This is a genomic window from Serratia ureilytica (assembly GCF_017309605.1).
GTDB classification, from domain to species: Bacteria; Pseudomonadota; Gammaproteobacteria; order Enterobacterales; family Enterobacteriaceae; genus Serratia; species Serratia ureilytica.
Genome location: NZ_CP071320.1, coordinates 4,718,646 through 4,744,565 on the forward strand (window position 1 = coordinate 4,718,646; position 25,920 = coordinate 4,744,565).

The 25,920-nt window shown below is 64.2% G+C and carries 13 protein-coding genes; 3 read left to right on the top strand and 10 right to left on the bottom strand.

Annotated elements, in window-relative coordinates; genetic code table 11:
* Nucleotides 1-2 precede the first annotated feature (2 nt).
* From J0X03_RS22405 to fes, 6 genes are all read right to left on the bottom strand, one after another.
* On the bottom strand, nt 3-1,631 hold the full coding sequence (locus tag J0X03_RS22405) for a (2,3-dihydroxybenzoyl)adenylate synthase (RefSeq protein WP_069100929.1): 1,629 nt from the start codon (nt 1,629-1,631) through the stop codon (nt 3-5).
* Nucleotides 1,632-1,638: 7 nt separating this feature from the next.
* The gene (locus J0X03_RS22410) at nt 1,639-2,844 is read right to left on the bottom strand and encodes an isochorismate synthase (RefSeq protein WP_046688082.1); all 1,206 of its coding nucleotides are present in this window, start codon (nt 2,842-2,844) and stop codon (nt 1,639-1,641) included.
* A gap of 212 nt (nt 2,845-3,056) precedes the next feature.
* Nucleotides 3,057-4,313 (bottom strand): enterobactin transporter EntS, encoded by a 1,257-nt coding sequence (gene entS / locus J0X03_RS22415; RefSeq protein ID WP_160203906.1) that lies wholly within the window; start codon nt 4,311-4,313, stop codon nt 3,057-3,059.
* 176 nt (nt 4,314-4,489) lie between these two features.
* The gene (locus tag J0X03_RS22420; RefSeq protein WP_160203905.1) at nt 4,490-8,434 is read right to left on the bottom strand and encodes an enterobactin synthase subunit F; all 3,945 of its coding nucleotides are present in this window, start codon (nt 8,432-8,434) and stop codon (nt 4,490-4,492) included.
* Nucleotides 8,435-8,466: 32 nt separating this feature from the next.
* Nucleotides 8,467-8,673: an MbtH family protein gene (locus tag J0X03_RS22425; protein WP_033644173.1), complete on the bottom strand. Its 207-nt coding sequence runs from the start codon at nt 8,671-8,673 to the stop codon at nt 8,467-8,469.
* Nucleotides 8,648-10,027 (bottom strand): enterochelin esterase, encoded by a 1,380-nt coding sequence (fes, locus tag J0X03_RS22430; protein ID WP_074446879.1) that lies wholly within the window; start codon nt 10,025-10,027, stop codon nt 8,648-8,650. Before fes ends, J0X03_RS22425 begins: the two co-directional genes overlap by 26 nt.
* Nucleotides 10,028-10,309: 282 nt before the next feature.
* On the opposite strand from fes, the gene J0X03_RS22435 reads away from it, so the two are divergent.
* On the top strand, nt 10,310-12,592 hold the full coding sequence (locus J0X03_RS22435; RefSeq protein WP_047573056.1) for a TonB-dependent siderophore receptor: 2,283 nt from the start codon (nt 10,310-10,312) through the stop codon (nt 12,590-12,592).
* Between the two features lie 220 nt (nt 12,593-12,812).
* Here the strand turns inward: J0X03_RS22435 and J0X03_RS22440 are convergent, their stop codons facing one another.
* The 3 genes from J0X03_RS22440 to J0X03_RS22450 all read right to left on the bottom strand — a co-directional run bounded on the left by J0X03_RS22440 (nt 12,813) and on the right by J0X03_RS22450 (nt 19,174).
* Entirely contained in the window at nt 12,813-14,045 is a 1,233-nt protein-coding gene (locus tag J0X03_RS22440; RefSeq protein ID WP_103101951.1) for a YncE family protein, read from the bottom strand.
* 47 nt (nt 14,046-14,092) lie between these two features.
* Nucleotides 14,093-17,002, bottom strand: coding sequence for a condensation domain-containing protein (locus J0X03_RS22445; protein WP_160203904.1), 2,910 nt, complete (start codon nt 17,000-17,002; stop codon nt 14,093-14,095).
* 78 nt (nt 17,003-17,080) lie between these two features.
* Nucleotides 17,081-19,174, bottom strand: a complete 2,094-nt coding sequence (locus J0X03_RS22450; protein WP_033641581.1) for a TonB-dependent receptor — start codon at nt 19,172-19,174, stop codon at nt 17,081-17,083.
* A gap of 535 nt (nt 19,175-19,709) precedes the next feature.
* Between J0X03_RS22450 and J0X03_RS22455 the strand changes: the two genes are divergently transcribed.
* Complete coding sequence (locus J0X03_RS22455; RefSeq protein ID WP_160203903.1) at nt 19,710-21,320, top strand: condensation domain-containing protein; 1,611 nt, start codon at nt 19,710-19,712, stop codon at nt 21,318-21,320.
* A gap of 64 nt (nt 21,321-21,384) precedes the next feature.
* On the top strand, nt 21,385-24,480 hold the full coding sequence (locus J0X03_RS22460; RefSeq protein WP_129993846.1) for an amino acid adenylation domain-containing protein: 3,096 nt from the start codon (nt 21,385-21,387) through the stop codon (nt 24,478-24,480).
* 42 nt (nt 24,481-24,522) lie between these two features.
* On the opposite strand, the gene J0X03_RS22465 is transcribed toward J0X03_RS22460, so the two are convergent.
* Nucleotides 24,523-25,866 carry a condensation domain-containing protein gene (locus J0X03_RS22465; RefSeq protein WP_129993845.1) on the bottom strand — a complete coding sequence of 448 codons (1,344 nt, stop codon included), beginning with the start codon at nt 25,864-25,866 and terminating at the stop codon, nt 24,523-24,525.
* Nucleotides 25,867-25,920 lie beyond the last annotated feature (54 nt).

Here is a 25,920-nt window from a genome sequence, read left to right on the forward strand (position 1 = left end):
AATTAATCTCCCTGAGCCTGAGTCTGTAGTTGCGCGTCGAGCTGCTCGCGCAGCCGTTTTTTGTCCACTTTGCCGACCGGGGTCAGCGGCAGGCTGTTCACCTGAATAAAGCGATCCGGCAGTTTGAAGTCCGCCACGCCCTGTTCGCGCAGGTGGCGACGCAGCACCACCGGCTTCAGCGGCGCGTTGGCGATGATATAGGCGCAACTCTTCTCCCCCATCAGCGCGTCCGGCATCGACACCAGCGCGGCGTTGATCACGTCCGAATGACGCAGCAGCAGGTTCTCGATCTCCTCGGCGGCGATCTTCTCTCCGCCTCGGTTGATCTGGTCTTTCTGCCGCCCCTGCACGGTGATGTAACCGTCTTCGCTAATGCTGATCAGATCGCCGGAGCAGTAGAAACCGTCGGCGTCGAAGGCATCGGCGTTGTGCGCCGGGCTCTGGTAGTAACCGCGAAAGGTGTAAGGCCCGCGCGTCATCAACCGCCCGATCTCACCCGCCGGCAACGGATTGCCGTCGTCATCCGCCACCCACACTTCGTCGTCCGGCGACATCGGCCGCCCTTGCGTCGTCAGGATGTGGCGTTCGTCGTCGTCCAGCCGGGTGTAGTTCACCAGCCCTTCCGCCATGCCGAACACCTGCTGCAATTGGCAGCCGATTTCATTCTGAATGCGCGCCGCCAGCGTTTCGCCCAGCTTGGCGCCGCCCACCTGCAGCAGTTTCAGGCTGGCAAGCTGGGCATTGCCGCCCCACTCTTCGATCGCCTGCAGCCACAGCGTGACCGCCGGCGGCACCAGCGCCGTCACGTTGATTTGATGCTGTTCGATCAGGCGGAAGCACTGCCCGGCATCAGGATCGGCGGCGAACACTACCCGCCCGGCGCCATAAAATACGCCCAGCACGCCCGGCGAGCTCATCGGGTAGTTGTGCGCCACCGGCAGCGCGCACAGATAACGGGTCTGCGCGTCGAAACGGCAGATCTCCACGCTGCGGCGAATGCTGTAGTAGTAATCGTTGTGGGTGCGCGGGATCAGCTTCGGCGTGCCGGTGCTGCCGCCGGAAAGCTGGAAGAACGCCACCCGATCGGCCGCGGAAGGCTGCGCGACGAAACCGTCGCTGGCTTCGTCCAGCCAGGCGGCCAGCGCCAGCTCGCCCTCGGGCTGGCTGCGCAGCGCCACGGCACGCAGCGAAGGATGCGCATCGCGGAAGGCGTTCAGGAATTGATCGTCGGCAAACAGCGCGTGCCGGCGGTCGGCGATCAGCAGCGCCGGTTTGATCTGCTCGGCATAGGCGTTCAGCTCGCTGCGCTGATGGCTGAACAGCGCGTTGACCGGCGCCACGCCAATTTTCAGCAGCGCGAAGAACACGATATAAAATTCCGCCACGTTGCCCAGCTGCACCAGCGCGGTGTCGCCGGATTTCACGCCGCGGCGCAGCAAAGCGGCCGCCAGGCGATCGGAGCGCTGCTGCAGCTCGCGGTAGGTCAGGCTGCCCTGGGCGTCGATAATCGCCGGAGCGTCGTTGTTGGCCTGGCGGTCGAGGATCTCGGTCAGCGGCTTGTCAATCCAGTAGCCGCGCTCGCGATAGCGGCTGGCGAACTCCGCCGGCCAGGGGGTAAAGGCAATGCTCATCTTGTCGTTATCCTTGATTCATACCAAAGGCACGCAGAATGGTGCTGAGTTTGGTACCTGTTTCATGCCATTCAGATTCGGGTGAAGAGTCTTCCACAATGCCGGCGCCGGCGAACAGCCGTACCCGGTTGCCGTCAACGGTGCCACAGCGGATAGTCACAACCCACTCGCCGTTGCCTTCGTCGTCGCACCAGCCGACGATGCCGCCGAACAGGCCGCGATCGAACGGCTCCAGCTTGCCGATCAGGGCGTGCGCCTCGGCCGTCGGCATGCCGCACAGCGCCGGCGTCGGGTGCAACAGGCAGGCCAGCGACAGGGCGTTTTCGTCCGGAGACGCCGCCTCGCCGTCGATCGGCGTGGAGAGATGCCACAGCGTGGTGGTGGTCAGCAGTTCAGGGGTGTGCGGCACGTTCAGGTAGCGGCAGCGGCCGGCCAGCACGTCGCGCATGCTTTCGGTGACGATGCGGTGCTCGTGGCGATCTTTCGCCGAGGCCATCAGCCGCTCCCCCACTTCGCGATCGCGCTGCGGATCGGCCTCGCGCCGGGCGGAACCGGCCAGCGGGTTGGAATAGAAACGGCCGCCGTCCTGACGCAGCAGCAGCTCTGGGCTGGCACCCAACAGCGCGCCCTGCTCCAGCGGTACATGGAAGTGGAAACCGTGTGGGTTCTGGGCGATCACGCGCGCCATCAGCGCATGGCGATCCACCGGCTGACGCGTTTCGATCTCCAGCAGGCGCGACAAAACCACTTTATCCAGCTCACCGGCCTTCATCGCGGCAACGGCGTCGCTGACCATGTTCATGAACGTCTGCTGCGGCGGCAGCTCCGTCACCCCGGCCAGTTCAGGGCCGTTCGCCGAAGGCCGAACGCCGGCCATAAAGGCGGCGCGGTCGAACCAGCGGCTCTGCTGGGGAACAAACAGCGCCGAAGGCTGCCGGGTATCGAACGGAATGGCGCCACACAGCAGCGGCTTTTTGATGCCGGCCTGACGGGCCTCGGCAAACGCCTGCCGCACGCGGCGCTGGAACTCGCCGTTCAGATCTGCGCCGTCCGCGGCCGGCAGGCGAATGCGGCTGAAACAACCGGTGGTGGTCAAGCTGCGGTAAGGGGAGGTAAAGAAGAAGCCCGACGCCGGAGAAAAATCAGCGGCGAACCGGTGTTCTTCGCGCTCCTGCATTTCCTTTCGATTGATGTCGTTCACGGCAGTAACCATCGCTTCGCCCTCAAGAATTTGAAGTGATAACCAATATAATAATGATTATCATTTGAGTTGATTCCGCGCTAAATTACTCGCCGATATTTGCTATGTCAATAAACGTAAGCACTTCTTTCATTTCGAAATCATGACATAAACGCTGTGGGTTTTACGCATGCCGATGATAAGCATTGCTATTTGATCCCACAGCGTTGTTTTAACGCGTTCGACTACTTTTCTGTGGCGGGCTGCGGCTCCGGTTTGTGCAGCGTAACCTGGCGCAAACCGGTCATGGCGAACAGCAACAGGATGCCGAGCAGCGCCGCGCCAAAGCCGAAACCGCTGGCGCTCATCGCTGGCAGTATAAAGGCGCCCATCGCCCCCAGCAGCAACGCGCCCAGCGCATCGCCCACCACGTTCTGAGCCGTCCACAGACCGTTGATGCGGCCAAGGAAATTGTCCGGCGTCAGGCCCTGGATCAGGCCGTATTGCAGCAGCGAGTTCAGCGCGCTCAGGTAGCCAAACGCCACCAGGCACAGCAACGCCAGGCTGTACCACGGCATCAGGCCGAACAGGCCAATAGAGGCGAAAGCCGCGATCGCCGTCAGCAGCATCACCCAACCGGGGCGCGCCACGTGCGCCACGCGCCCGCTGGTGAACGCACCAATAGTCGCGCCGAGCGGCACGGCGGCGTACATATAACCGAGGTGGGCTGCATCGATGCGCCAGCTTTCCGCCATCGCCGGGTACAGCACGCGCACCGCGCTGGCCATGGTCAGCAACGCGCCGATCAGCGCCACCATGCCGATCACCTTGTTCTGGAACAGGAAGGCGAAACCGCCCGCCAGCGCGCGCAGCGGATGTTCCCGCGGCTGCGGCGGCGGCATCAGCTGCGGCAGGCTCAGCAGCGGCAGCAACGTCAGCAGAGTGCCGAACGCCGCCAGGCCGTAGTTCCAGGCGATGCCCATATGGGCGATCACCAGGCCGCCGATGGCCGGGGAAAGAATCGAGCCGAAGCGCACCGTCAGCATGCTGATGGCGCCCGCCTGCACGATGTTTTCGCGGCCCACCAGCGCCGGCGTGGCCGCCAGCAGCGCCGTCACCCCCACGGCGCCGAAGAAACCGTCCCACACCGCCAGCAGATAAATGGCCGCCAGCGAAGGTGACGGCAACAGGGCGTTGAGGCACAGGCCGACGAACCCGATGCCGCAAGTGGAGCGCGCGAACAGGATCAACCGGCGCCGCTCATAGCGATCGGCCAATACGCCGCCCATCAGCAGCCCGGCGAACATGCCGCCGCCGGCCAGCGTCACCGCCAACCCGACCTGCAGGGTGGAACCGGTCAGCGCCTGGATCTGCACCGGGATGGCGATCGCCATCAGCCCCAGCGCCACAATGGAGATGAAACGCGCGCAGAATACCGCGCGAAAGGCCCGGTGGGTTTTCAGCAGGCTAAAATCAAGCAGGATGGAGGGTTTGCTACTCATCGGTTGTTCACCACATCTTTAAACGGGGATTCTGCAGTTGCGGAGCGCTATGCTAGCACAGATAACGAAATCAATAATGATAATAGAAATCATTGATATTCAATTGTGAGCGGACGCAAGAAACGCCGCCAAACGCGGGGCAATCCCCGTGCCTGGCGGCGAGATGACGGGCGTCATTACAGCGTGCGCAAAATCCGATTCAGCAGCGGCCCCAGCACTTTGAACGACGCCGGCGAAACGATATCGACATGCGCGCAGTCGAGCTCGTGCGCCTGCAGCGCATCGACGTACTGCGACCAGGTCTGCTGCACGTCCATCCCTGCCTGCAACGTGCGTTTGGCGACGAACAGCGTCGCCTGGCCGTGGAAGCGGGCGGTCCGCGTGTGCGACAGCAACCGCACCGAATCGGCGTAGTTGGCTTCGATGTTGTCGAACATCATGGTGCGCGTCTCGCCCAGCGCCGGATCGAGCGTATCCTGCGACACCGCCAGGAACTGTTCGCGCTCGCGCTGCACTTCCTTCAACACGTTGTCGTCCAGCATTACGTCCCAGTTTTGGGTCTCCGGCGGATAGGTATCCAGCAGGCCGAGGAACGCCACCTGCTCGCCGCGCGCCTGCAGCCGGGCGGCGATGCCCTGGGCCAGCGTGCCGCCCAGCGAGTAGCCGATGAAGTGGTACGGCCCGTGCGGCTGCACCTGCAGCACCGTCTGCAGGTGCGCCTCCACCACCTGGTCCATGTCTTCGCTCAGCGCCAGCGGGCCGTCCGGCCGCGGCGACTGAATGCCGACCAGCGACCAGTGCTGATCGAGATAGCGCGGCAATACGCTGAACTGCCAGGAGAAACCGGACGCCGGATGCAGACAGAACAGCGTCAGCCCCTCGGTGACGCGCAGCGGCAATACGCTGTCGAAGCCACTGCGATCGGCCTCTTCCTGCGTGCGATCTTCCGCCAGCAAGGCGGCCAGTTGCTCGACGCGCGACGCCACCATCACCTGGCCGACGGACACCGCCTTGCCCAGATCGCGGCGCAGCTCGGCCGCCAGACGCATCGCCAGCAGCGAATGGCCGCCCAGCGCGAAGAAATCGTCGTCGGCGAATACCTGCTCGCGCTGCAGCAGGCGGGCAAATACTGCGGCGATCTCGCTTTCCAACCCGGCCTGCGGCGGACGCCCTGCCTTGCGCTCACCGCCCTGCGGCTGCGGCAGGGCCTTGCGATCCAGCTTGCCGTTGGCGCTCAGCGGCAAATCGTGCATTTCCACCAACGCCACCGGCACCATGTGCGGCGGCAGACGGTCGGCCAGCGCCGCGCGCAGGGCTTCCGCATCCCAGCTCGCGCCAGGCTGCATCACCAGATAACCCACCAGCTGGCGCGCATCGCCGCCGGCGTCCACCGGCGTGCCCTGCAGCACCCGCGCGTGCGTCACCGCCTGGCGCACGCCCGGCAGCGACAGCAGGGCGTGGTCGATTTCACTCAGCTCGATACGCTGCCCGCGGATCTTCAGCTGATCGTCGCTGCGGCCCAAATATTCCACCGCGCCGTCCGGCAGCCAGCGCGCCACGTCGCCGGTGCGGTACATGCGCCCGCCCTCACCGAACGGATCGGCGACAAAGCGGCTGGCGGTCAGATCCGGCCGGCCAAGGTAGCCGTGCGCCAACTGGACGCCGGTCAGATACAGATCGCCCGCCACGCCCGGCGGCACCGGCCGCAGACGCGCGTCCAGAATGCGCAGCCCGGTGTTCCACACCGGCAGGCCAATCGGCACGTTGGCGCCGGTCACCTTCGCCAATGCCTCGCCGTAGGCCGGATGCCAGGTCACGTCCACCGCCGCTTCGGTCGGGCCGTAGAGGTTGTGCAGCGGCACCGCCGTGCGGCTTTGCCACAGGCGGCACAGCTCCGCCGGCAGCGCTTCGCCGCTGCAGAACACCTGGCGCAGCGCGGCGCAGCTCGCCACCGCCGCGTCGTCGTCCAGGGCGGCAACGAAAGCCGCCAGCATCGACGGTACGAAGTGCATCGTGGTAATGCGGTGTTGAGCGATCAGCTGTTGCAGCTGCTGCGGATCGCGGTGCGCCTCCGGCGGCGCCATCACCAGCCGGGCGCCGACCATCAATGGCCAGAAGAATTCCCACACCGAGACATCGAAACTGCACGGCGTTTTCTGCAGCACCGCGTCGTCCGCCCCCAGCGGATACTGGTGTTGCATCCACAGCAGGCGGTTGACGATCGCCTGATGGCCGACCAGCACGCCTTTCGGGCGCCCGGTGGAGCCGGAGGTAAAGATGATATAGGCCGCATGGTCCGGCGTCGGGCCCGCGATCGCCACCCCGGCGGCGTGATCGGCCGCCAGCGGCGCGTCATACAGCAAAATTTCGCCCTTGTCGGCGAAACGCGCCTGCTGCGCCGGGTGAGTGATGAGCAAGCGGGGCGCGGCGTCTTCCAGCATCATCGCCAGCCGCTCGTCCGGATAACCGGTGTCCAGCGGCAGGTAGGCGGCGCCCGCTTCGACGATCGCCATCAACGCCAGCGACAGGAACACCGAGCGCGGCAGCGCCACCGCCACGATGTCGCCCGGCCGCACGCCCTGCGCCACCAGCTGGCGCGCCAGCGCCGTGACCTGCTCGCGCGTTTCGCGGTAGGTGAAGCTGAAATGCGCATCCGCCAACGCCGGCGCGTCCGGCGTGGCTTGCGCCTGCTGCGCCAGCAATTGGCTCAGCGTGGTCGCCGGCACCGGATGCGCCGTGTCGTTGATCCGCGCCAGCAGCGCGCGATCGTCGGCGGTCAGCATATCGGCCTCGCCGATCGGCAACGTTGCCTGCGCGGCGAACTGCGCCAGCAGCAGCGGCAACCGTTGCAGGTGCGCCTGCAGCTCCTGGCGGCTGTAACGTTCGGCATTGGCCAGCAGCTCCACCTTCAATTGGTGGTTTTCATCGATAAACAGCGCAATCTCCAGATCGCGCACCGGCCCGGAGGCCAGATCGTGGGTAATGCCCTCGATGCCGGCGAAATCCAGCTGGTAATCGAACATTTTGAAGTTGAAGACCGTGCCGTACAGCGGTTCGCCGTCGCCGATGCGCCCCAGATCGCGCTGCACCTGTTCGGCGTCGTAGCGCTGATGGCGGCGCACCGTTTTCAGCTCGCGGCTGATGCGTGCGGCGGCCTCATACAGCGTGGCCTGCGGCTCGAGATGCATCTCCATCGGCAGCACATTGATCACCGGGCCGGCGGCGCACAGGGCGGCCGAGCCGGTACGGCGCATGAAGATAAAACCGGCGCTGAAGCTCGGTTGGCCGCTCAGGCGTGACACCCACAGCGCCACCAGCGCCACCGCCATATCGGCGGCGTTCAGCTTCTGCTGCGCGCCACGCTGCACCAGTTCGGCGAAGGCCTGCGGATCGCAGCGCTGTTCCAGCCGGTGGATGCGCGGCGTGGGCGTTTGCCCGGCCAGCGGCTGCGGGCAGATCGTGGCCGGCGGCGGCAGCTGCCGCGCTTTTTCGCGCCAGAAATCGGCGTCGCGTTGCCAGGCCGGCGCCTGCCGGTAAGCCTGGTATTCCGCCACCACGTCGCTGAACGCCGTAAATGGCGTCGGCTCGAGCGCGTCGCCGCGGCAAAGGTGGGTATAAATCGCCGCCACGCGGCGAGCGATGGCGGTGAAGCTGAAACCGTCCACCAACAGATGGTGATAACGCTGATACCAGAACCAGCGATCGTCCGCCAGGCGCATCACCACATGGCGATACAGCGGTGCGCCGCTGCCGGCGCGCAGATCGCTCGCCAGATCGATGTCCATCAGCGCGCGAGCGGCGGCTTCGGGATCCGGCGACGTCGTCAGATCGACAAGTTCCGGCGCGTGCACCGCCAGCGCGTCGTCCAGCCATTGCACCGGCACGCCGTCGCGTTCCGCAAAACGCAGCCGCAGCATGTCCACCTCGCCGAGGCCCTGGGTGATGGCCTGCAGCAGGGGCTCCACGGCGACGGGGCCGTTGAGTTCGATGGCATGCGCCACCGCGTAAGCATTGCGATGCGGGGAGATTTGATCGGCGACCCAAATGCCGGGTTGCGCCGCGACCAGCGGCCATTCGCCCGCAAGCGCCGGGCCGCTGAGAGAGTTAGGGGTGTGTGACACTGCTTATTGCTCCCGTGATTACCAGGCGCCGGTCACGCCTTGCGTGCTGCGACCGGCAGAATATCTTGCCAATGCTGTTCCAGCCACTCGGCGCACTCGGTGCGCGCCGCCGGGCCAAATACGATCGTCCAATCGGGTGGAATGGCGCGGAAATCCGGCCACAAACTGTATTGTTGTTGTACGTTGCGCAGCACCAGGCTGCGCTGCTGTTGATCATCGAACGGATTCAGGCTTTCCATCCTGCGTTCCTTGTGCCGCTGTCGTTACCGATGCCGGATAAGCGGTAGCGAAAGCGGAAGCCCACACCGCCTGCAGCCCGTCGGTCAGGCCGCTGCGCCAGCACAGCGCGTCGTGCCCGCCTTCCACCACCCGGTAGTGCACCCGATGGCCGGCTTCGCTCAGGCGCACCGCCATTTGCCCGCTGACCTGATGCACCAGCTTTTCCTGCGTACCGGCTTCCATAAATACCTTCAGCGCGCCGTGGTTGCCCAGGCCGTGGCGTTCGACCTGTTGCATCAGCCAGCAGGCGTCGTCAGGAATGCTCGGCAGCTGCAGCATGTCGCGCCGCGGCCACCAATAGGAGCCGGACTGGGTGATCACCGCGCCGAAGCGCTGCGGCCAGCGCAGCCCGGCGTACAGAGAGGCCAGGCCGCCAAAGCTTTGCCCCGCCACCACCGTCTCGGCCGGATTGTCGCTGTGCGGCGCCCATTCGGCCAGTTGCGGCATCAGTTCTTCCTGCACCGCCAGCCAGAAATCGTCCTTGCAGGTCAGCTCACGCGCCCGGTGCGGCAGATCGATGATGTCGATCAGCACATACACCGCTTCCGGCAACGCCCCCTCGCGGGTCAGTTGCATCAACGGCGCCCAGACCGGCATTTGCTTCGCCCAGAACTGGCCGTCGAGCAGGATCGCGAGCGGGCGTTCGGCCGGCTTGCTGTCGCCGGTGGTGTAGATCCAGACATCGCGGCTGTTGCCCAGACGCTCGCTCTGCCAGGTATGGCGCTGCAAACGCGCCGGCAGCGGCGGCGTGCAGCGCCCGCTGGCGATCTCATACTCATCGAACGAGCGCCACACCGGCTGCGGCGGCGCATCCGGCATGTGCAGACCGGAAACGCTGTGGCCGCTGGCGCTTTGCCAGGAGCGATAGGGGTTGAGCAGATCGGGAGTGGCGCAGGCGAACACCTGGTGCCACCAGTGACGCAGGTTGTGCATGTTGGCGTGCGCGTCGTCGTCGCTGAACGCCGGCGGCCGCTCGTCAAAACAAGGAATAAAGCAGTAGCTGCCGCGCCAGGCGCCGTTCAGCTCGGTCTGCCAGTACCATACGTCGGTACCGGCCAAACGCAGCAGGCTTTGCGGCGGATTCGGCTGATGGTGGTCGGTCAGGCAGTTGATGTTGATCCACACCCGGCGGTAGGCGGAAGTCAATTCGCATCCCTGCGGATCGCGCCAGAAAAAGGTGGTTCGCCACCGGCCGTTACCCGCCGGTTCTACCCATGGCGTACCGCGTCGTGCCACCGTCAACCACCACCCTGGACTGCCCGCATTGCTGCTGGCCAATAATCTGCTGCTTTCTGACTCTAGTTCTGTATTCACAACGCCTACCCATTTTGTAGTTGGCGGCACCGGGAACGTCGACTTTTCCCTATCGCCGGCCACCGCCCGAACACACTGTAGGCCAAATACTATTGATAATAATTTGCATTTGCAATAGTGTGTAAGGCTTGGAGATCGTGCTGGTATTGCGCGCAACGGACAGGGATCGGGGATACATCAATGGCATCCCTTGCCGCAGCCGATTTTCTATTCCGACTACACAAAAACTACAACCGCCTTTCCCCCATTCGGCGAGGGAGGGCAGCAAGGTAGGACACTCAAATGAAAAGCAAGCTATCACGTTATTCTTTGGCCACTCTTATCGGCTTGGGATTGGGCGCGTCCGCGTTCGCCAACGCCGCGCAGCAGACCGACACCCCCACCACGGAAGAAAACAGCGGCACAGCGGATAAAAAGCCGCGCGGCGAAGACACCATCGTCGTGACCGCCGCCCGGCAGAACCTGCAGGCGCCGGGGGTATCCACCATCACCGCCGACGAGATCAAGAAACGCCCGCCGGCGCGCGACATCAGCGAACTGATCCGCACCATGCCCGGGGTTAACCTGACCGGCAACTCCACCAGCGGCCAGCGCGGCAACAACCGCCAGATCGATATCCGCGGCATGGGCCCGGAAAACACCCTGATTCTGATCGACGGCAAACCGGCCTCCAGCCGCAACTCGGTGCGTCAGGGCTGGCGCGGCGAACGTGACTCACGCGGCGATACCGCCTGGGTGCCGCCGGAAATGATCGAACGCATCGAAGTGCTGCGCGGCCCGGCTGCGGCGCGCTATGGCAACGGCGCCGCGGGCGGCGTGGTCAACATCATCACCAAGAAGGCCGGCGATGCGCTGCACGGCTCGCTGAACGGCTACTTCAACGTGCCGCAGCACAAGCAGGAAGGCGCCACCAAGCGCACCGATTTCAGCCTGTCCGGCCCGCTGAGCGATTCCCTGAGCTTCCGCCTGTTCGGCGGCTACAGCAAAACGCAGGCCGACGCCTGGGACATTAACGAATCGCACAAATCCGAACGCGTCGGCGCCTACGCCAACAGCGTGCCCGCCGGGCGCGAAGGGGTGGTCGATAAAAACATCGACGCCTTGCTGCACTGGGATTTCGCCCATCTGCAGTCGCTGGAGTTCGAATACGCCTATGGCCGCCAGGGCAACCTGTACGCCGGCGATACTCAGAACACCAACACCAACGCCCTGGTGCAGAGCAACTACGGCAAAGAGACCAACCGCATCTACCGTGAAACCTTCGGCCTGACCCACCGCGGCGCCTGGGACAACGGCGTGAGCACCAACAACTACGTGCAGTTCGAACGCACCCGCAACACCCGCCTGAACGAAGGCTTGGCCGGCGGCACCGAAGGCATCTTCGATACCAAGAACACCGGTTTCGGCACCACCAAGCTGGATGACTTCCTGGCGCACAGCGAAGTCAGCGTGCCGTTCGAGCTGGGCGTCGCGCAAACCGCTACGCTGGGCACCGAGTGGAGCCAACAACGCATGAAGGACGGCACCTCCACCAGCCAAACGCTGATGGGCGGCACCATTCCCGGCATGACGGCCGGTACGCGCAGCCCTTACGCTTCCGCGCATATCTTCTCGCTGTTCGCCGAAGACAACATTGAACTGACCGACACCACCATGCTGACGCCGGGTCTGCGCTACGATCTGCATTCGGAATCCGGCAACAACTGGAGCCCGGCGCTGAACCTGTCGCAGGAACTGGGCGACTACTTCACGCTGAAGATGGGCATCGCGCGTTCCTATAAAGCCCCGACCCTGTTCCAGACCAACGGCAACTATCTGCTGTACAGCAAAGGCCAGGGATGCGCCGGTAGCGATACCAGAAACGGCTGCTACCTGCTCGGCAACGACGATCTGAAGGCGGAAACCAGCGTCAACAAAGAGATCGGGCTGGAGTTCCATAACGACGGCTGGCTGGCCGGCGTGACCTACTTCCGCAACGATTACCACAACAAGATTGAAGCGGGTAACTCCCGCATCGCCACCAGCAGCACCGGCACGGCGGTCTATCAGTGGGAAAACGTGCCGAAGGCGGTGGTGCAAGGGCTGGAAGGCTCGCTGAACGTGCCGGTCAGCGAGACCGTCACCTGGAGCAACAACGCCACCTACATGATCGAGAACAAGAACAAGACCACCGGCGATTACCTGTCGGTGATCCCGAAGTTCACCGTCAACTCGACCCTCAGCTGGCAGGCCACGCAGGATCTGTCGATGCAGTCCACCCTGACCTGGTACGGCCGTCAGAAGCCGAAGAAGTACAACTACCAGGGTAAACCGGCCACCGGCGGCGAAACCCGCGAGGTCAGCCCTTACGCCGTCGTCGGCGCCAGCGCGACCTATGATCTGACCAAAAACGTCAGCCTCACCGCCGGCATCGACAACCTGTTCGATAAACGCCAGTTCCGCGCCGGCAACGCGCAGAACGTCGGCGACCCGAACACCGGTGCGATCAACATCGCCGGTGCGGGCGCGGCCACCTACAACGAACCGGGCCGCACCTACTACATGAGCATCAACACCCACTTCTGATGACATGAACCAACGACAAAGGGGTGCTCTGCACCCCTTGAGGTAAATGACAAAGCGGATGACGTTGCCGGGCTTTCATTAGGCGACAGATAGAAAACAAGGAAAATCAATTCATTGATTTTCGGCTGATAACCACAAAGGAGGAAAAACCACGCTTTTTCCTCCTTTGTCAGCCACGAGAAAGGGCGCCGCGGCGCCCTTTTTTTATCTTTCCATTCAGTTATTTGGTGTGTAGCTGAATGCGCACCACGCTTTCGGGTTTGCCGGCCTTGGTGGCAGCGCCGTCGTTTTTCACCGTCACGAACAGCGCGTCACCTTTCGGATCCAACGCCAGACTGTTAGGGTGCGGCGGCAGGTCTACGGTTTGCAGGCGTTTAAGCGTTTTGGCGTCGAACACCGTCAGCGTCCCGGCGCCGTGATCCACGCGCACGCCTTTGCGGTTGGCGACATACAGCCGCTGGCTGCGCTCGTCGAGCAGCAGACCGATCGGTACCTCATCCGTCAGCTCGCTGGCCAGCACTTTGCCGCTGTCCGCATCCAGCGCAAACACCCGGTGGCCGCTGCTGCGCTTCACGTAGTCGCGCCCCAGATGATGGTTGCGGTAGTCGTCGCGATCGATACCCTGATCGACGCCCAGCAGGCGATTGCTCGCCGGGTCATATACCAGGTTCAGCAGCTGATCGGCCTGTACTTCGTGCGTGGCGGTGATCGCCAGCGTGTCGGCGTTCAGGGTGATCACCTGCCCCTGCATGTTGGAAACGAATACCCGACGGCCCTTCTCATCCAGCGTGATGCCCACCGCGTTGTAGCCGAAGCCCGGGATCACTTTCTCCAGCTTGCCGGCTTTGGTATCGACCACGTACAGCACGCTGTCAACGCCGAAGCCCAGGCCCGGCAGGAACAGGCGGCCGCTTTGCGCGTCATACTTGAGCTCGCGGAGGCGGTACAGGTAGTCCTCGGTGATTTTGAATTTCTTCAGCTCCGCCAACAGGAAGTCCAGGCGCTTGCCGCTGATGCCCGACTGCTTGTAAGCCTGCTCCAGCACCGCTTTGTCCAGCAGCTTGATGCTGCCCAGCGCGTGGTTGGTGGTGGTGTCCACCACCCCGACTTCGCCGTTGAAGGCCTGCGTCAGGTACAGGCGATTGCCCGCGTCGTTCAGCGCCACGCCGAAGCCTTTCACCTGCAGCGGGATCTCTGCCTTGATCGCCAGGGTGTTGGGATCCAGCCGCAGCACGCGGGAGCGCGCCTCTTCCTTCCAGTCCGGCGCGCTGACGAACAGCGCCTGCTGCGAGGTGCTGTAGGCCATCTCCACCACCGCCGACGACAGCGCCTGGCGCTTGATGTCCTGCGGTTTGATGCCGGCATCGTCCGCCTGCGCGGCGCCGGCGACCACCAGAGAGGCCGCCACCAGCAGCGACAGTAACGCGCGCGGGGTTGCTAGGGTTCCAGACATCCTTTTATCTCCTTGAAAATCATGCTTTCGGTTAGAGTGAAACAACGTCATGCCTGCGGCCCGGGCGGCAGCGCCGCCAGAGCGATATCACCAGCGATGTGCTGCGCAAACTGGGTAAAGACATGCTGAACGCCGTCGGCGATCAGAGTGGCCTGCTCCCGGCTGTAGTGGTCCTGACGGTAGGTCATCATCACCCGCAGGGATTTCTTCCCGGCCAGATCGTCTTCCATCACCTCAAACTGCAGGCCGAGCAGCGATTCGGCTTTCTCCGGCTCCACCTGACGGTAGGCGATCGCACTGCCGTCCTGCAGCCGGAACTCGCCGTTCAGCTTGATGCGGCTGTGGATCTGGATGAACACTTCAAACATGTGGTTCTTGCGGTCGGCGTCCACGCCGAACAGCCCTTCCTCCACCAGATCGATCGGAATGTCGGTGTACGGCAGCGAGCCATTGATGGTGTTTTTCACCTGGCTGACCAACCCGGCCACCGTCAGCCCCTCGTCGAAGCGCACGCGGTGCACCACCACGGTGGTGAAATAGCCGACGGTATCGAAGAACTCGGCGTCGTTACGGCCAGAGGTTGAGGTGCCCACCAGCAGATCCGCCGGGCCGCCCAGCAGACGCAGCGCCGAGGTAATCCCGGCATACACCACGTTGAACAGCGAAGCGTTGTTGCGGCGGGCAAGCTGATACAGGCCTTCCGCCACGGCAGGATCGACCTCGAACTCCAGCCAGCCGCCGTTGACGTCCGCCGGCGCCGGCACCGCCGGGTGGGTGGACGCTTCTTGCCGGAAGATCGGTTGGCCGACCGGTGCGCCGCGCAGCGCATCGAGCCAATAGTCCAGATGTTGCTGCTGCACCCCCGAGGCCCGCTGCTGCCGGGCGAAGGTGTGGAACTGCGGCGGCTGCCCGCTCCACTGCGGCGCCTGGCCGACGACGCGATGGCGATAGGCGACGCCCAGCTCGTCCATCATCAGGTTGAGCGACCATTCATCCAGCACCACATGGTGGAACAGCAGCGACAGCAGCTGTTGGCCGTTGTCCGCATCGCGCAGCAGCGTGGCGCGCAGCGGCAGCTCGGCGGCCAGATCGAACCGGTGCTGGCCGGCGTCGGCCAACAGGGCCGCGGCGTTACCCGCCGGCGTCTCGTGAGAGAAGCGGAACCACTGATAATCCGGCAGTTCTGCGGCCGGCACCACCACCTGCACCACCTCGCCCTGCTGCTCGACGAAGCGTGAACGCAGCACGGTATGGCGAGTCATGACGTCGATAAACGCCTGACGCAGCGCCGTTTCATCCACCGCATCGAAGAAGCGCAGAGAGAACGGCAGGTTGAAGATCTCGTCATGACCAAAGGCTTCATACACCTTCCACAACGATTCCTGCGCCAACGACAGCGGCGCCTGCGCCCGATCATGATCGTCGGCGGTCGTCGGTGCGGCATTCGGCTGCGCGACGTTCAGGCGTTTGGCGTACCCCGCCAGCCCGCGCGCCGTGGGATGGCTGAACAGATCGTTAATATTGATTTCGATCTGATGCAGGCTCAGCAAGCGGCCGATCACCCGGGTGGCGACCAGCGAATGGCCGCCGCGATCGAAGAAGTCTTCATCCAGGGTCATTTCCGGCGCCGCCAGCGCCTCACGGAACGCCTGCAAAATCAGTGATGCAATGCTTTCGTCCGCGTCGCCGTTCGCCGCCGGCGCGGCCATCGCCGGGGAAACGGCCTCAGCCGCCGGCAATGCGACGGCAATCCGCTGCCCGGCCAGGAACGCGCTGAACTGCTCCAGCAGGAAAGGCGCCGCGTGCGGAGACAGACGCGGATCGGTGACCAGCTCCAGCGTCAGCGTTTCCGCCTCGGGCGAGCTCAACAGCAGCGCCAGTTCAAACGGCGTATGCAGCGGCGGCAGCAACAGGCGTTCGGCGTGAACGCCTTCCAACCGCCACTCTGCAGCCAGATCGTCGCGCCAGGCCACCAGCAGCTGCGCCCGCTGCCGATCCGGCTGTTCAGCCACGGTCTGCGCCAGCAGCCGTTGCCCGGCATCGCCGTCGCCGTGACGTACGGTCAGGCGCATCAGCGGCGCTGCCGTCAGGCCCAACTCCAGGCCGACGCTCTCCGCCGTTTCTGCCGCCGGCACGCACAGCTGCACCGCTTGGCCGCCGGCCTGCGCGGCGACGAACTCGGCAAAACGCGCCGCCACCGCCGCCATCAACGCCCGCGGCGTGTCGTTGGCGGGCAACAGCGAGCGCGCAATGCGCGTGACCACGCGCGCGCCCACCGGTGGCAACGCTTCAACACGCTGCGCCGGGCTGCGATAATCCTGCAGCGCGACCGCCTGGCGCGCCCAGGGCAGCTGTGGCTCCGGGGTTTCCGGCGGCTCGACCGGCTCCGCCGCGAAAGGCAGAGGCATCGCATCTCCGTTATAACGGGCGGACAACATCGCCGGCAGGTGGCGCCACGGCAGCGTTTCCGCCAGGATGTCATGCAATACCGCGCCCAACATCACATCACCGCCCGGCGTGAGCAACAGCAAGAAGCGCAGCGGCGCTTCGCCTTCCAGTTCAAACGGCGCCGCCTGCGCCTGCAGCAGGCAATCCATGGCGTGTTGTTCATCCGCCACCTGACGCAGGCTCACCGGCAACGGCGCCGAATCGGCGGCGCGTTTAATCAGACCGTTTTCGTCATCAAAAACGTAATGCACGTTCACGCCCGGCGTTTCCCGCACCAGCGCCTGCAGCGCCGCCGTCAGTTGGGCGATATCCACCTCTCCCGTCAGGCGCCAGGCTAGCGCCCGCTGCCCGCGTGCGTCACCCTGCTGCAGATGGGCAAACCATGCCCGCTCTTCGGCTTCGCTTACCGGCCGCTCGCCGTTCGCCGCCCCTGCGCCCAGCGCCTGAAACGCGCTCTCCAGCCGCTGGGCCTCTTCATCGCTCAGAATGCTGTCAAAATCACCGATCACTGCGTTATCTCCTTTGCCCGGCCGTGCCGGGATAGCGCATAAAACGGGGGACATTCGTCCCCCGTCACCGCGATAGCGTTAGAAAGTCAGCTCAACCGCTGCGCCGACCAGGCGGCCTCGCTGGAGCGTCGCCGTGTAAATGTCATTGCTTCTGACCATCTCGCGGCGGTCGGAATCAAACAGGTTTTTCGCATACAGCGTGGCGCGACCGTAGTCGAAGGTGTAAGCCAGCTGGGCGTTGGCCGTCCAATAGGAGCCGATGCGCCCGCGCGAGTCGTTGTCGTATTGCGAATAGTAGGAGTCGGTAAACGCCACATTGCTGCTCAGCTCCCACCCTTTCAGGAACTGATATTTGGCGCCCATGTTGGCGGTGTAAGCCGGCGCGCGCGCCAGCTCATGCCCTTCCACGCCGCTGCCCGAGAACTTCTTGATGTCGGTTTTCAACAGGCCGAGGTTGCCGAACAGTTCGAAATCCCAGCGCGGCTGCCAGGTAGCGCCGATTTCCGCGCCGTAGGTTTCCACCTTGTCGGCGTTGCGGATCACGCTGGAGTTCTCACCCAACGAGTAAGGCAGCTGCATATCCTTGTAATCGTTGTAGAAGATGTTACCCGTCAGCACCACATTGGCGTCTTTCAGGTGATGGCGGGTGTACAGCTCGTAGTTCCAGACATACTCGGAACCGTAGGTGTAGCTGACCACCGGCGTGCCGATCGTGATGCCGCCGCCGCCGGCGTTATAGCCGCGTGCGATCTTGGCGCCGTAGGTTTGGGTATCCGTCGGTTTCCAGGCCACGTCCAGCTTCGGCAGGAACACGGTGTAGGTTTCATCGAAATCGATGCGCACCGCCTGGCTGCCGCCGTCTCGGCGACGATGTTCGCGCTCCAGACGGCTGGCGGCGGTCACGTCCACCTGCGGCGTCAGCGCATAGGTCAGCTCGGCGAACGCCGAATGGGTATCGGTCTTATCCTTGAAGGTCGAGCCGCCGAAGATGTTGACGAACTCATCCTGCGTGCCGTGGAAGTAACGCAGCCCCGCCAGCCCGTGCAGGCGGCTGTCCGCGCCGCCGAAGCGCACTACCGGCTCCACGTGAACTTCCTGGCCGTCGATCTCGGCGTATTGGATGTTGTAAGCGGTCGGACGGTTGATGTTGAAGTCGGTGTAGATAACGCGGTTTTCCAACGTCAGTGCGTCGGACTGCTCCCAGGCCAGATCCCAGATGGTGCTGTTCATGTTGCTTTTGAACACGGCGCGGCGCGGATCGTGGCGCGGGTTGGTCGGATGCGGCTGCGGGTTGAGGCTTTCGTTCTGCGGCGCGGTGCTGCCGAAGTGGTTGAAGGTCAGCTTGGTGGTCAGATCGCGCAGGCCGGCCGGGTTGAACAACAGCTTGGCGCGGGCGGTGGTGGCTTCCACTTCGCGCGGATCGCCCACCGGCGCATAGGCCGGCAGATCGGCTTCGCTGCGGCGGCGCTGGCGATCGACGCTGACGCGGAACGCCAGCTGATCTTCCACCAGCGGGCCGGACGCCATGGCCGCCAACTGTGAAGAGTGCTGGTTGCCGGCCCCGCCCTTGAAGGCGCTTTCCCACTCGAAGGTCGGATCCTTACTGGCCATGACGATGGCGCCGGCGATGGCGTTGCGCCCCTGGATGTAGCTTTGCGGGCCGAGGAACACTTCGACGCGATCCAGATCCCACAGCGACTGCGGACCGAACGCCTGTTCGTTATAAGTCAGCGAACGGCCGTCCAATGACAGATTGAGGCGCGGGCGGGTGCCGCTAAGGAAAGCGTTGGCGCCGACGTTCGGGCCGGAACCGTCGATGCCGCGCACGGTCGGCAGTTCGTTGCCGATGCCCAGATCCACCACGTTGGGGGTCATGCGCAGCAGATCGGGGATCTGCACCGCATCGGGCATCGAGGCGATGCGGTTGCTGTCGAACACCTGCACGCTGGAGCCGGTGTCGAAAATGGACCGTTTGATCTTCTCACCGGTGACCAGCAGCGTTTCCGCGTCCTGGTAGGTTTCGTTGCTCTTCGTTTCCGCCGCGTTGACGTTACCGATCGCCAGTGAACAAACCCCTAAAAATACGGAGGAAAATGCCCCAATGGCTTTCAACCCCGCCTTTTCCCCGTTTCCTACGCTTTCATGCCGTTGAGCCGCAAAATGCTTGCCCATAGATGTCTTCTCCTTTCATCCCAGAGGTGCACAAAATTTGATTTTTTTTTACACAACCTACATCGACACTCACACAGATCATGACGCTGCGGCCTTCCCGGCCTTGCTGTTGCTTATCCCTGCGGCAAACCCATGTCTTTCGCGGCCGAACGGGCGCGGCCCCGTCCACGGCCAAGCCGCCGGCGGAGCGGCCGGCAGCTTGTATAAAAACGTAAAATAATGTTAAGAATGATAATATTTTGCATTTTCTAATGCAAATCATTATCAATAAAGGTGTGAGGGCTGACAAGACAACTGCCAGAAGCCCTTATACTTTCGCAGGAAAAACGAGCGCTGCAATAACAAGCAATCATTTCAATGCTAAGAATAATATAGATAAATTACTCACGCCCAACGCCCTCTCTGCTCAGTATTGCTAAAACGCCTTATAGATAGCACCCATGCGCCAAATGGATCAAATAATAATAATTTTCATTCCTATTAACATTTGGATATATTCTTGCAGTCTCGTTGGCTGAATCAAAATGGATACCCGATGAAAGCGTTAACCACGATGCAGGCCGCCTATTGGGTAGGCCGACAGTCCGCTCCCCCTCTGGGCGGCATGGCCGCCCACCTGTATGCGGAGTTCGACGGCGGCGAGCTGGATGCCGCTCGGCTCTGCCAGGCCGTAGAGATGTTGTACCTGCATCATCCGCTGCTGCGCCTGCGCATTACCGACGATGGCCAACAGACGATCGCGCCCCCCAGTCCCCGGCATACCTTGCATCTCGACGACTGGCGACACGCCGATGAAGCGACGCTGGCGGCCGCGCTCGCCGCCAAACGCCAGGCGAAAAGCACCCAGCTGCTGCCGCTGGAACAGGGCGTTCCCTGCGATATCAGCCTGAGCCTGCTGCCGGAAGGGCGCAGCCGCTTGCACGTCGATCTCGACATGATCGCCGGCGATGCCATGAGCTTTCGCCTGCTGATGGAGGATCTGGCGGCGTTTTATCACCAGTGTCCGGCGGCGCCCTCCCATGACGCGCCGCCGGCCTACTTCGATCACCTCGAACGACGCAACGCCGACGAGGCGCTGCACCAGCGGCGCGAACGCAGCCAGCGTTGGTGGCGTGCTCGCCTGGCGCAGGTGCCGCCGGCGCCGCGCCTGCTGCGCACGCCGGACCGCTGCCGCAGCGATCGTTTGGCCATCCAGTTGAATGCAGAAGAAAGCCGCGCGTTGGAGAGCGTGGCCAAGCGGCACCACACCTCCCTCTCGACGCTGTTTTTAGCGCTGTTCGCCCTGGCCGTCGGCCAGGGTTGGAACATGACGCGCTTCCGGCTCAACGTGCCGCTGTTCCACCGCGAGAGCGAACGGGAAGACGCGCATCGCCTCGTCGGCGACTTCTCTAATCTGGTATTGCTCGGCGTGGAATTGAACCCGACGGAAAACCTGAACGCCTTCTGCCAACGCCTGATGGCGCAGCTGGCGGAGCTGATCGAGCATGCGGATTATCCCGGCGTCAGCGTGATGCGCGATCTGTCACGCCTGCACGGCAGCCTGCAGCCTTCGCCGGTGGTGTTTACCGCCGGTTTCGGCATCCGCGGCAAGACGCTGTTTTCCGAACGAGTCGCCGACACCTTCGGCCCTCTCGGCTGGGTCATCTCTCAGGGACCGCAGGTCGCGCTGGATGCGCAGGTCGCCCACGTCGACGACGGCATTCTGATCAACTGGGACGTGCGGCTGGACGCGTTTCCCGAGCACGTGTTGCCACGCCTGCTGGCCTGTTACCGGGCGCTGCTGCACCTGGCCGCGCGGCAAGCGGGGGCGTTCGATCGCCCGCTGTCGCAACTGCTGGCGCAGTGTACCCCCGACGCGCTGGCGCAGCAGGCGCCGGTGCGCCAGGTGCTGCACCGGCTGCTGGAGCGGGTGGCTCCCGAGGCCGGCTTGCACGACCACGACGATATCCACCGCTTGGCCCTGCCGGATGCTGGGGTGAACGCGCTGCTAACGGTGCTCAACAGGTATCTGGCGGCGGCGCTGACGGTGCAGGATCTGGCGGCGCATCCCTCTCCGGCGGCGCTGGCGGCATTGATCTGCCAACGCTCGCCCGAGGCAGGACGGCATGCGAAAACGCTGCTCGCCGCGCTGGCGCCGCAGCACTGAGATCGGTTTCCGGGCGCGCGACGTCCGGCACGTTTTAATCGGTTAGCGACTATAGGGAAGCACCATGGAGACACCATTAACCGCACTGCAGCAGGCCTATCTTCTCGGCCGCAGCGATCGATGGCCGCTCGGCGGCGTGGCGATGCACGACTTCCGCGAATACCGCGCCCGGCAGCGGGATGTGCTGCGCCTTGAAGCGCGCCTGGCCGAGCTGGTACAGCACTACCCGGCGTTGCGCACCTGCATCGATGTGCAGCGCGGCACGCAGCACGTGCGCCCGGAAATCACGCTGCATCTGGATCGCCACGACCTGAGCTCGCTGGATGACGAAGCGGCGCAGCGCCAGACGGAACAACTGCGCGAGCGTTACTCCCACCAGCGCCACGATCCGAGCCAACCGCTGTGGCGCATCGCCGTGATCCAACTTGCCGAACAGCAGGATCCGACGGGATCGCCGTACGATACGCTGATCTTTACCAGCTTTGATGCCTTGATCCTCGACGGCCAAGGGATCTCCGCCGTGATCGCGCGCCTGTTCGACGATCGCCCTCTGACGCCGACCGCCGCCGCGCTGCCGCCCCCTGCGGCATCGGCGGCGCAACGCCAGGCCGATGCCGCCTATTGGCGCGAGAAGCTGCAGGATGTCACCACCCCGTCGGCGTTGCCGTGGCGCGCCCCGCTCGCCAATCTCACCGCATCACGCTATCGCCGCGCCACCCTGACGCTGCCGCACGACACGGTCAAACAACTCGGCCGCCTGGGATCGCCGCATGCGCTGCTGCGCAACAGCCTGCTCTCGGCGCTGATCCTCGATACGCTGGCCCACTGGACCACCGACGGGGAGCTGTGCGTCGGGGTGCCGGTGGCGTTCCCCGCCGCCGACGGCGCGCTGGGCAACGCCTCCAGCTTCGTGGCGGTGCGCTATTCGCGCTATGGCGAAGACTTTATCCAGCGCGCGCAAGCCTTGCAGGACGATGTGCTCGGCGCGCTCGATCACCTGGCGTTTTCCGGCGTCGATCTGGCGCGTCAGTTGCTCGGCCAAAGCCAGGGCGGCCCGGCGCTGCCGGTGATCCTGACCAACTGTTTAGGTTGGGAAACGCTGCCGGCCGAGGCGCCGGTGCGCTTCCACGATGGCCTGACCCAAACGCCGCAGGTCGCCATTGATATCCGTCTGACGCTGGACAGCGAAAAAAACCTGCAGCTGTGCGTGGATTACGCCGAGCAGGCGCTGCACGGCGAGCAGGTAGCGGCCATGCTGGCGGCCTTGCAGCGGCGCATCCTGCACAGTTGCCAACGCGCCGATCTGGCGATCGCCCCGCGAGATTTCATCGATCTGGCGCATTACCGCCACAACGACAGCGAAGCGAATTACGCGCTTTATCCTTATCTGGCGCAGCTGGCCGAGCGGCTGTTCGGCGCGCATAACGGCGGCAACGCGCTTATCTGTGGCGAGCAGACGCTGACCTATCGCGAGCTGGGCCGGCGGATCGCCACGGCGATCGCCAACCTGCAGAGCCGCGGCGTACAGCCGGGCAACGTGGTGGCGCTGTATTTGCCGCGCAGCCCGGAACAGATCATCTTCAGCCTCGCCTGCGCCCTCCAGGGGGTGATCTGGGTGCCTATCGACATCAACTCGCCGCCGGAACGCACCGCCTACCTGCTGGAGAACTGCCGGCCGACGCTGGTGGTGCACGGCGGCGATCTGGAGACGCCGATCGGCGTGACGCCGGCTACCCTGCTGACGCCGACAGATCGCGCGCCTGCGCTGCCGGATGAACAGGCGTTGACGGAACGCAGCGCCAGCCAGGCCGCGAGCTATTACCTGTATACCTCCGGCACCACCGGTAAACCCAAGTGCGTGGTGCTCAACAACCGCGCCACCGCCAACGTCGTGCACCAAACCCAACAGCGCTGGAGAGTCACCGCCGACGACGTCTTTATTTCCGTGACGCCGCCGCACCATGACATGTCGATGTTCGATCTGTTCGGTTCGCTGTGCGCCGGCGCCACGCTGGTACTGCCGGCGCCGCATCAGGAAAAAGACGCCATCAGTTGGAACCAGTTGGTGGAAAAACATCGGGTCAGCCTGTGGTGCTCGGTGCCCGCCATTCTGGAGATGCTGCTCACCTGTAAAACGGCCGACAGCCTGCGCTCGCTGCGCTTGGTGGCGCAGGGCGGCGACTACATCAAGCCGGCGACGGTGCAAACCCTGCGCACCTTGCGCCCGGATCTCGCGCTGTTCTCACTCGGCGGGCCGACCGAAACCACCATCTGGAGCATCTGGCACCCGATCGCCCCGCAGGAGAGCGGCACCGTGCCTTACGGCCGCCCGCTGCCGGCCAACCGCTATTTCATCTGCCATGACGACGGCAGCCACTGCCCGGCCGGCGTGGTCGGCCGCATCCATACCGCCGGGGTCAACCTGGCGTTGGGCTACCTGGAGCAGGGGGAGCTGAAACAGCACGACTTCGTCACCCTCGCAGGGCCGGACGGGCAGCCGCAGCGCGCTTTCCGCACCGGCGATCAGGGCTATTACCGTCCGGACGGCAACATCATGTTCGCCACCCGGGTGAACGGCTATGTGAAGATCCGCGGCGTGCGCGTCTCGCTGCCGGAAATCGAAGACGTGCTGCGCCGCCATCCGGCGATCCGGGATATGGTGGTCGTGGATTATCCCAGCGAAGAAAACAACGAGGCGGCGCTCGGCGCCCTGTATCTGACCCGCGACGGCAAGCCGCTGCCGCTGTCCGAGATCCGCGCCTTCGCCACCGGCTATCTGCCCTGTACCCATATTCCCACGCGCTTTATCCACGCCGAGGCGCTGCCGCTGTCTGCCAACGGCAAAACCGACCGCCATCGCATCCGCGCCGACCTGAGCCAGCGGCAAACCGCGCCGGCGCTGAACGCCTGCGCAGCCCCGCCGCCGAACGCGCCTTTGGCGCGCAGCGCAGAGATCCTGACCATCTATTGGCAGGCGATCGGCGTGACGCCGCGCCCGGAATGGGGAGAAGAGACGGCGTTTATCGCCATGGGGCTGAAGCTGCCGCATATCAAACAGGTGGCGGAGCGCCTCAATGACGCTTTCGGCACCCGGCTGGTAAGCAGTGCGCTCTTGCCGTGCAAGAATGCGCGCGAAGTGGCGGCGTTACTGACCAGCTGAAGCCACATCACTCGGGCGGGGATATCCCCCGCCCGCAGGTTATCAGGCGGGCAATGCCGTCAGGGCCGCGAGAGGTTGCTCCCAGGCTTCTCGCTGCAGCGCGCGCAGCAGAAATTCTTGCAGCACCTCGCCATAGTCCAGCGCATCCTCCGTCGGGAACTGTTCCAGATAAATATCGATATCCACCTGCAGATCGCGGGCGTCGGTGCGGCCGCGATACGTCAGGTTGAAACCGTCGCCCGAGCCGCCGGCCAAAACGCGCCGGGCGCCGCGACAGCCGACAAAACGGGGCGCGTCGAAGGGTTGCACGTTGATGAAGGGAGAAATAAAGAAGCGCGAGTTCGGATCCACGCCGCGATCGGCGGCCAGTTGGCGCAGACGATAGCCGGCGTGGCTGCGCAGCTCGCGCAGCTGCTGCGTCAGGGTGGTCAGAAAGCTCCCCAGCGTCTCCATTGGCGCCGGCGATACCAGCAGCGGCAGGGTATTAACCGCCAACGAAGGGACGTTGGTGGCGGCTTGCCCGCGGCGATTCATCGCCGGCATCCACATCGGCAACGCATCGCCCTGCCGGGCGTGGCGCGGCATGACCTGAAACAGCCAGGCCGCCGACAGCGCCACCAGCAAGTCGGGCCAATTGATGCCACTGCGTTCCGACTGCTGCGCCAGACGTTGCGCGACTTCTGTCGGCAACCGACGGTTGACGCTCAGGCGTCGTACGCCATACTCCCCGCCGCCCTTACGCACCGTCGGCAGCGCCTGCGACGGCGGCAGATAGGCCTGCCAAAAGCGCCGATCGCGCTCGCAGCGTTCAGAATCGACGTAGGCCAACTCGGCCTGTTGAAAGGGGGCGAAGGCGCCCAAAGGGATGCCCGCGCTCCCCTGGCCGAGGTAGTGCGCATAGAGCGCGGCGCAGCGGTGTTCGATTAGCGCCATGCCGAAACCGTCGACCAGAATATGGTGCGCACGCACGTACCAGAGGTAACGCTCCGGTCCCAGCTTCAGCAGCCAGGCGGCGGCTAACGGTTCGCGGTGCAACGCCCGGTGCTGCGCGATATCCTCGTGCATCAGGCTTTGCGCCGCCTGCCAGGGATCGCGATGCGTTTGCAGATCGATACGTTGCAATGGCGGTATGCGCTGTGGCTCGTGCCGTAGCGGCGGTGGATGGTCGCCACGCCGTTCGCCAAAGCGCAGGGCAAACGCCTGCGTCTCGGCGAGGGTGGCGGCGATCGCCCGGCAGAGCGCCGCTTCCTCTATTGCGCCGCACAGTTCGGTGCAATGGGCGACGGTGGATAAGGTCTGCCCAGGGTGCAAGGTGTATTCTTCCCAGAAATCAAGCTGCGCTGGCGCCAGCGGCAACCATTCAGAGGCCAAAGCGGTGTCCGACATGTTACCTACCTTTGATAAGCCTGAATAAAAGCGCCGAACGGGCGATACCCCGCC

Bases quoted from the DNA above. Each gene is read 5' to 3' on its own strand.
- J0X03_RS22465 (WP_129993845.1), bottom strand. From the start codon at position 25,866: ATGTCGGACACCGCTTTGGCCTCTGAATGGTTGCCGCTGGCGCCAGCG.
- J0X03_RS22440 (WP_103101951.1), bottom strand. From the start codon at position 14,045: ATGTCTGGAACCCTAGCAACCCCGCGCGCGTTACTGTCGCTGCTGGTG.
- J0X03_RS22460 (WP_129993846.1), top strand. From the start codon at position 21,385: ATGGAGACACCATTAACCGCACTGCAGCAGGCCTATCTTCTCGGCCGC.
- J0X03_RS22455 (WP_160203903.1), top strand. From the start codon at position 19,710: ATGAAAGCGTTAACCACGATGCAGGCCGCCTATTGGGTAGGCCGACAG.
- J0X03_RS22435 (WP_047573056.1), top strand. From the start codon at position 10,310: ATGAAAAGCAAGCTATCACGTTATTCTTTGGCCACTCTTATCGGCTTG.
- entS (WP_160203906.1), bottom strand. From the start codon at position 4,313: ATGAGTAGCAAACCCTCCATCCTGCTTGATTTTAGCCTGCTGAAAACC.
- J0X03_RS22425 (WP_033644173.1), bottom strand. From the start codon at position 8,673: ATGGAAAGCCTGAATCCGTTCGATGATCAACAGCAGCGCAGCCTGGTG.
- J0X03_RS22405 (WP_069100929.1), bottom strand. From the start codon at position 1,631: ATGAGCATTGCCTTTACCCCCTGGCCGGCGGAGTTCGCCAGCCGCTAT.
- J0X03_RS22450 (WP_033641581.1), bottom strand. From the start codon at position 19,174: ATGGGCAAGCATTTTGCGGCTCAACGGCATGAAAGCGTAGGAAACGGG.
- J0X03_RS22410 (WP_046688082.1), bottom strand. From the start codon at position 2,844: ATGGTTACTGCCGTGAACGACATCAATCGAAAGGAAATGCAGGAGCGC.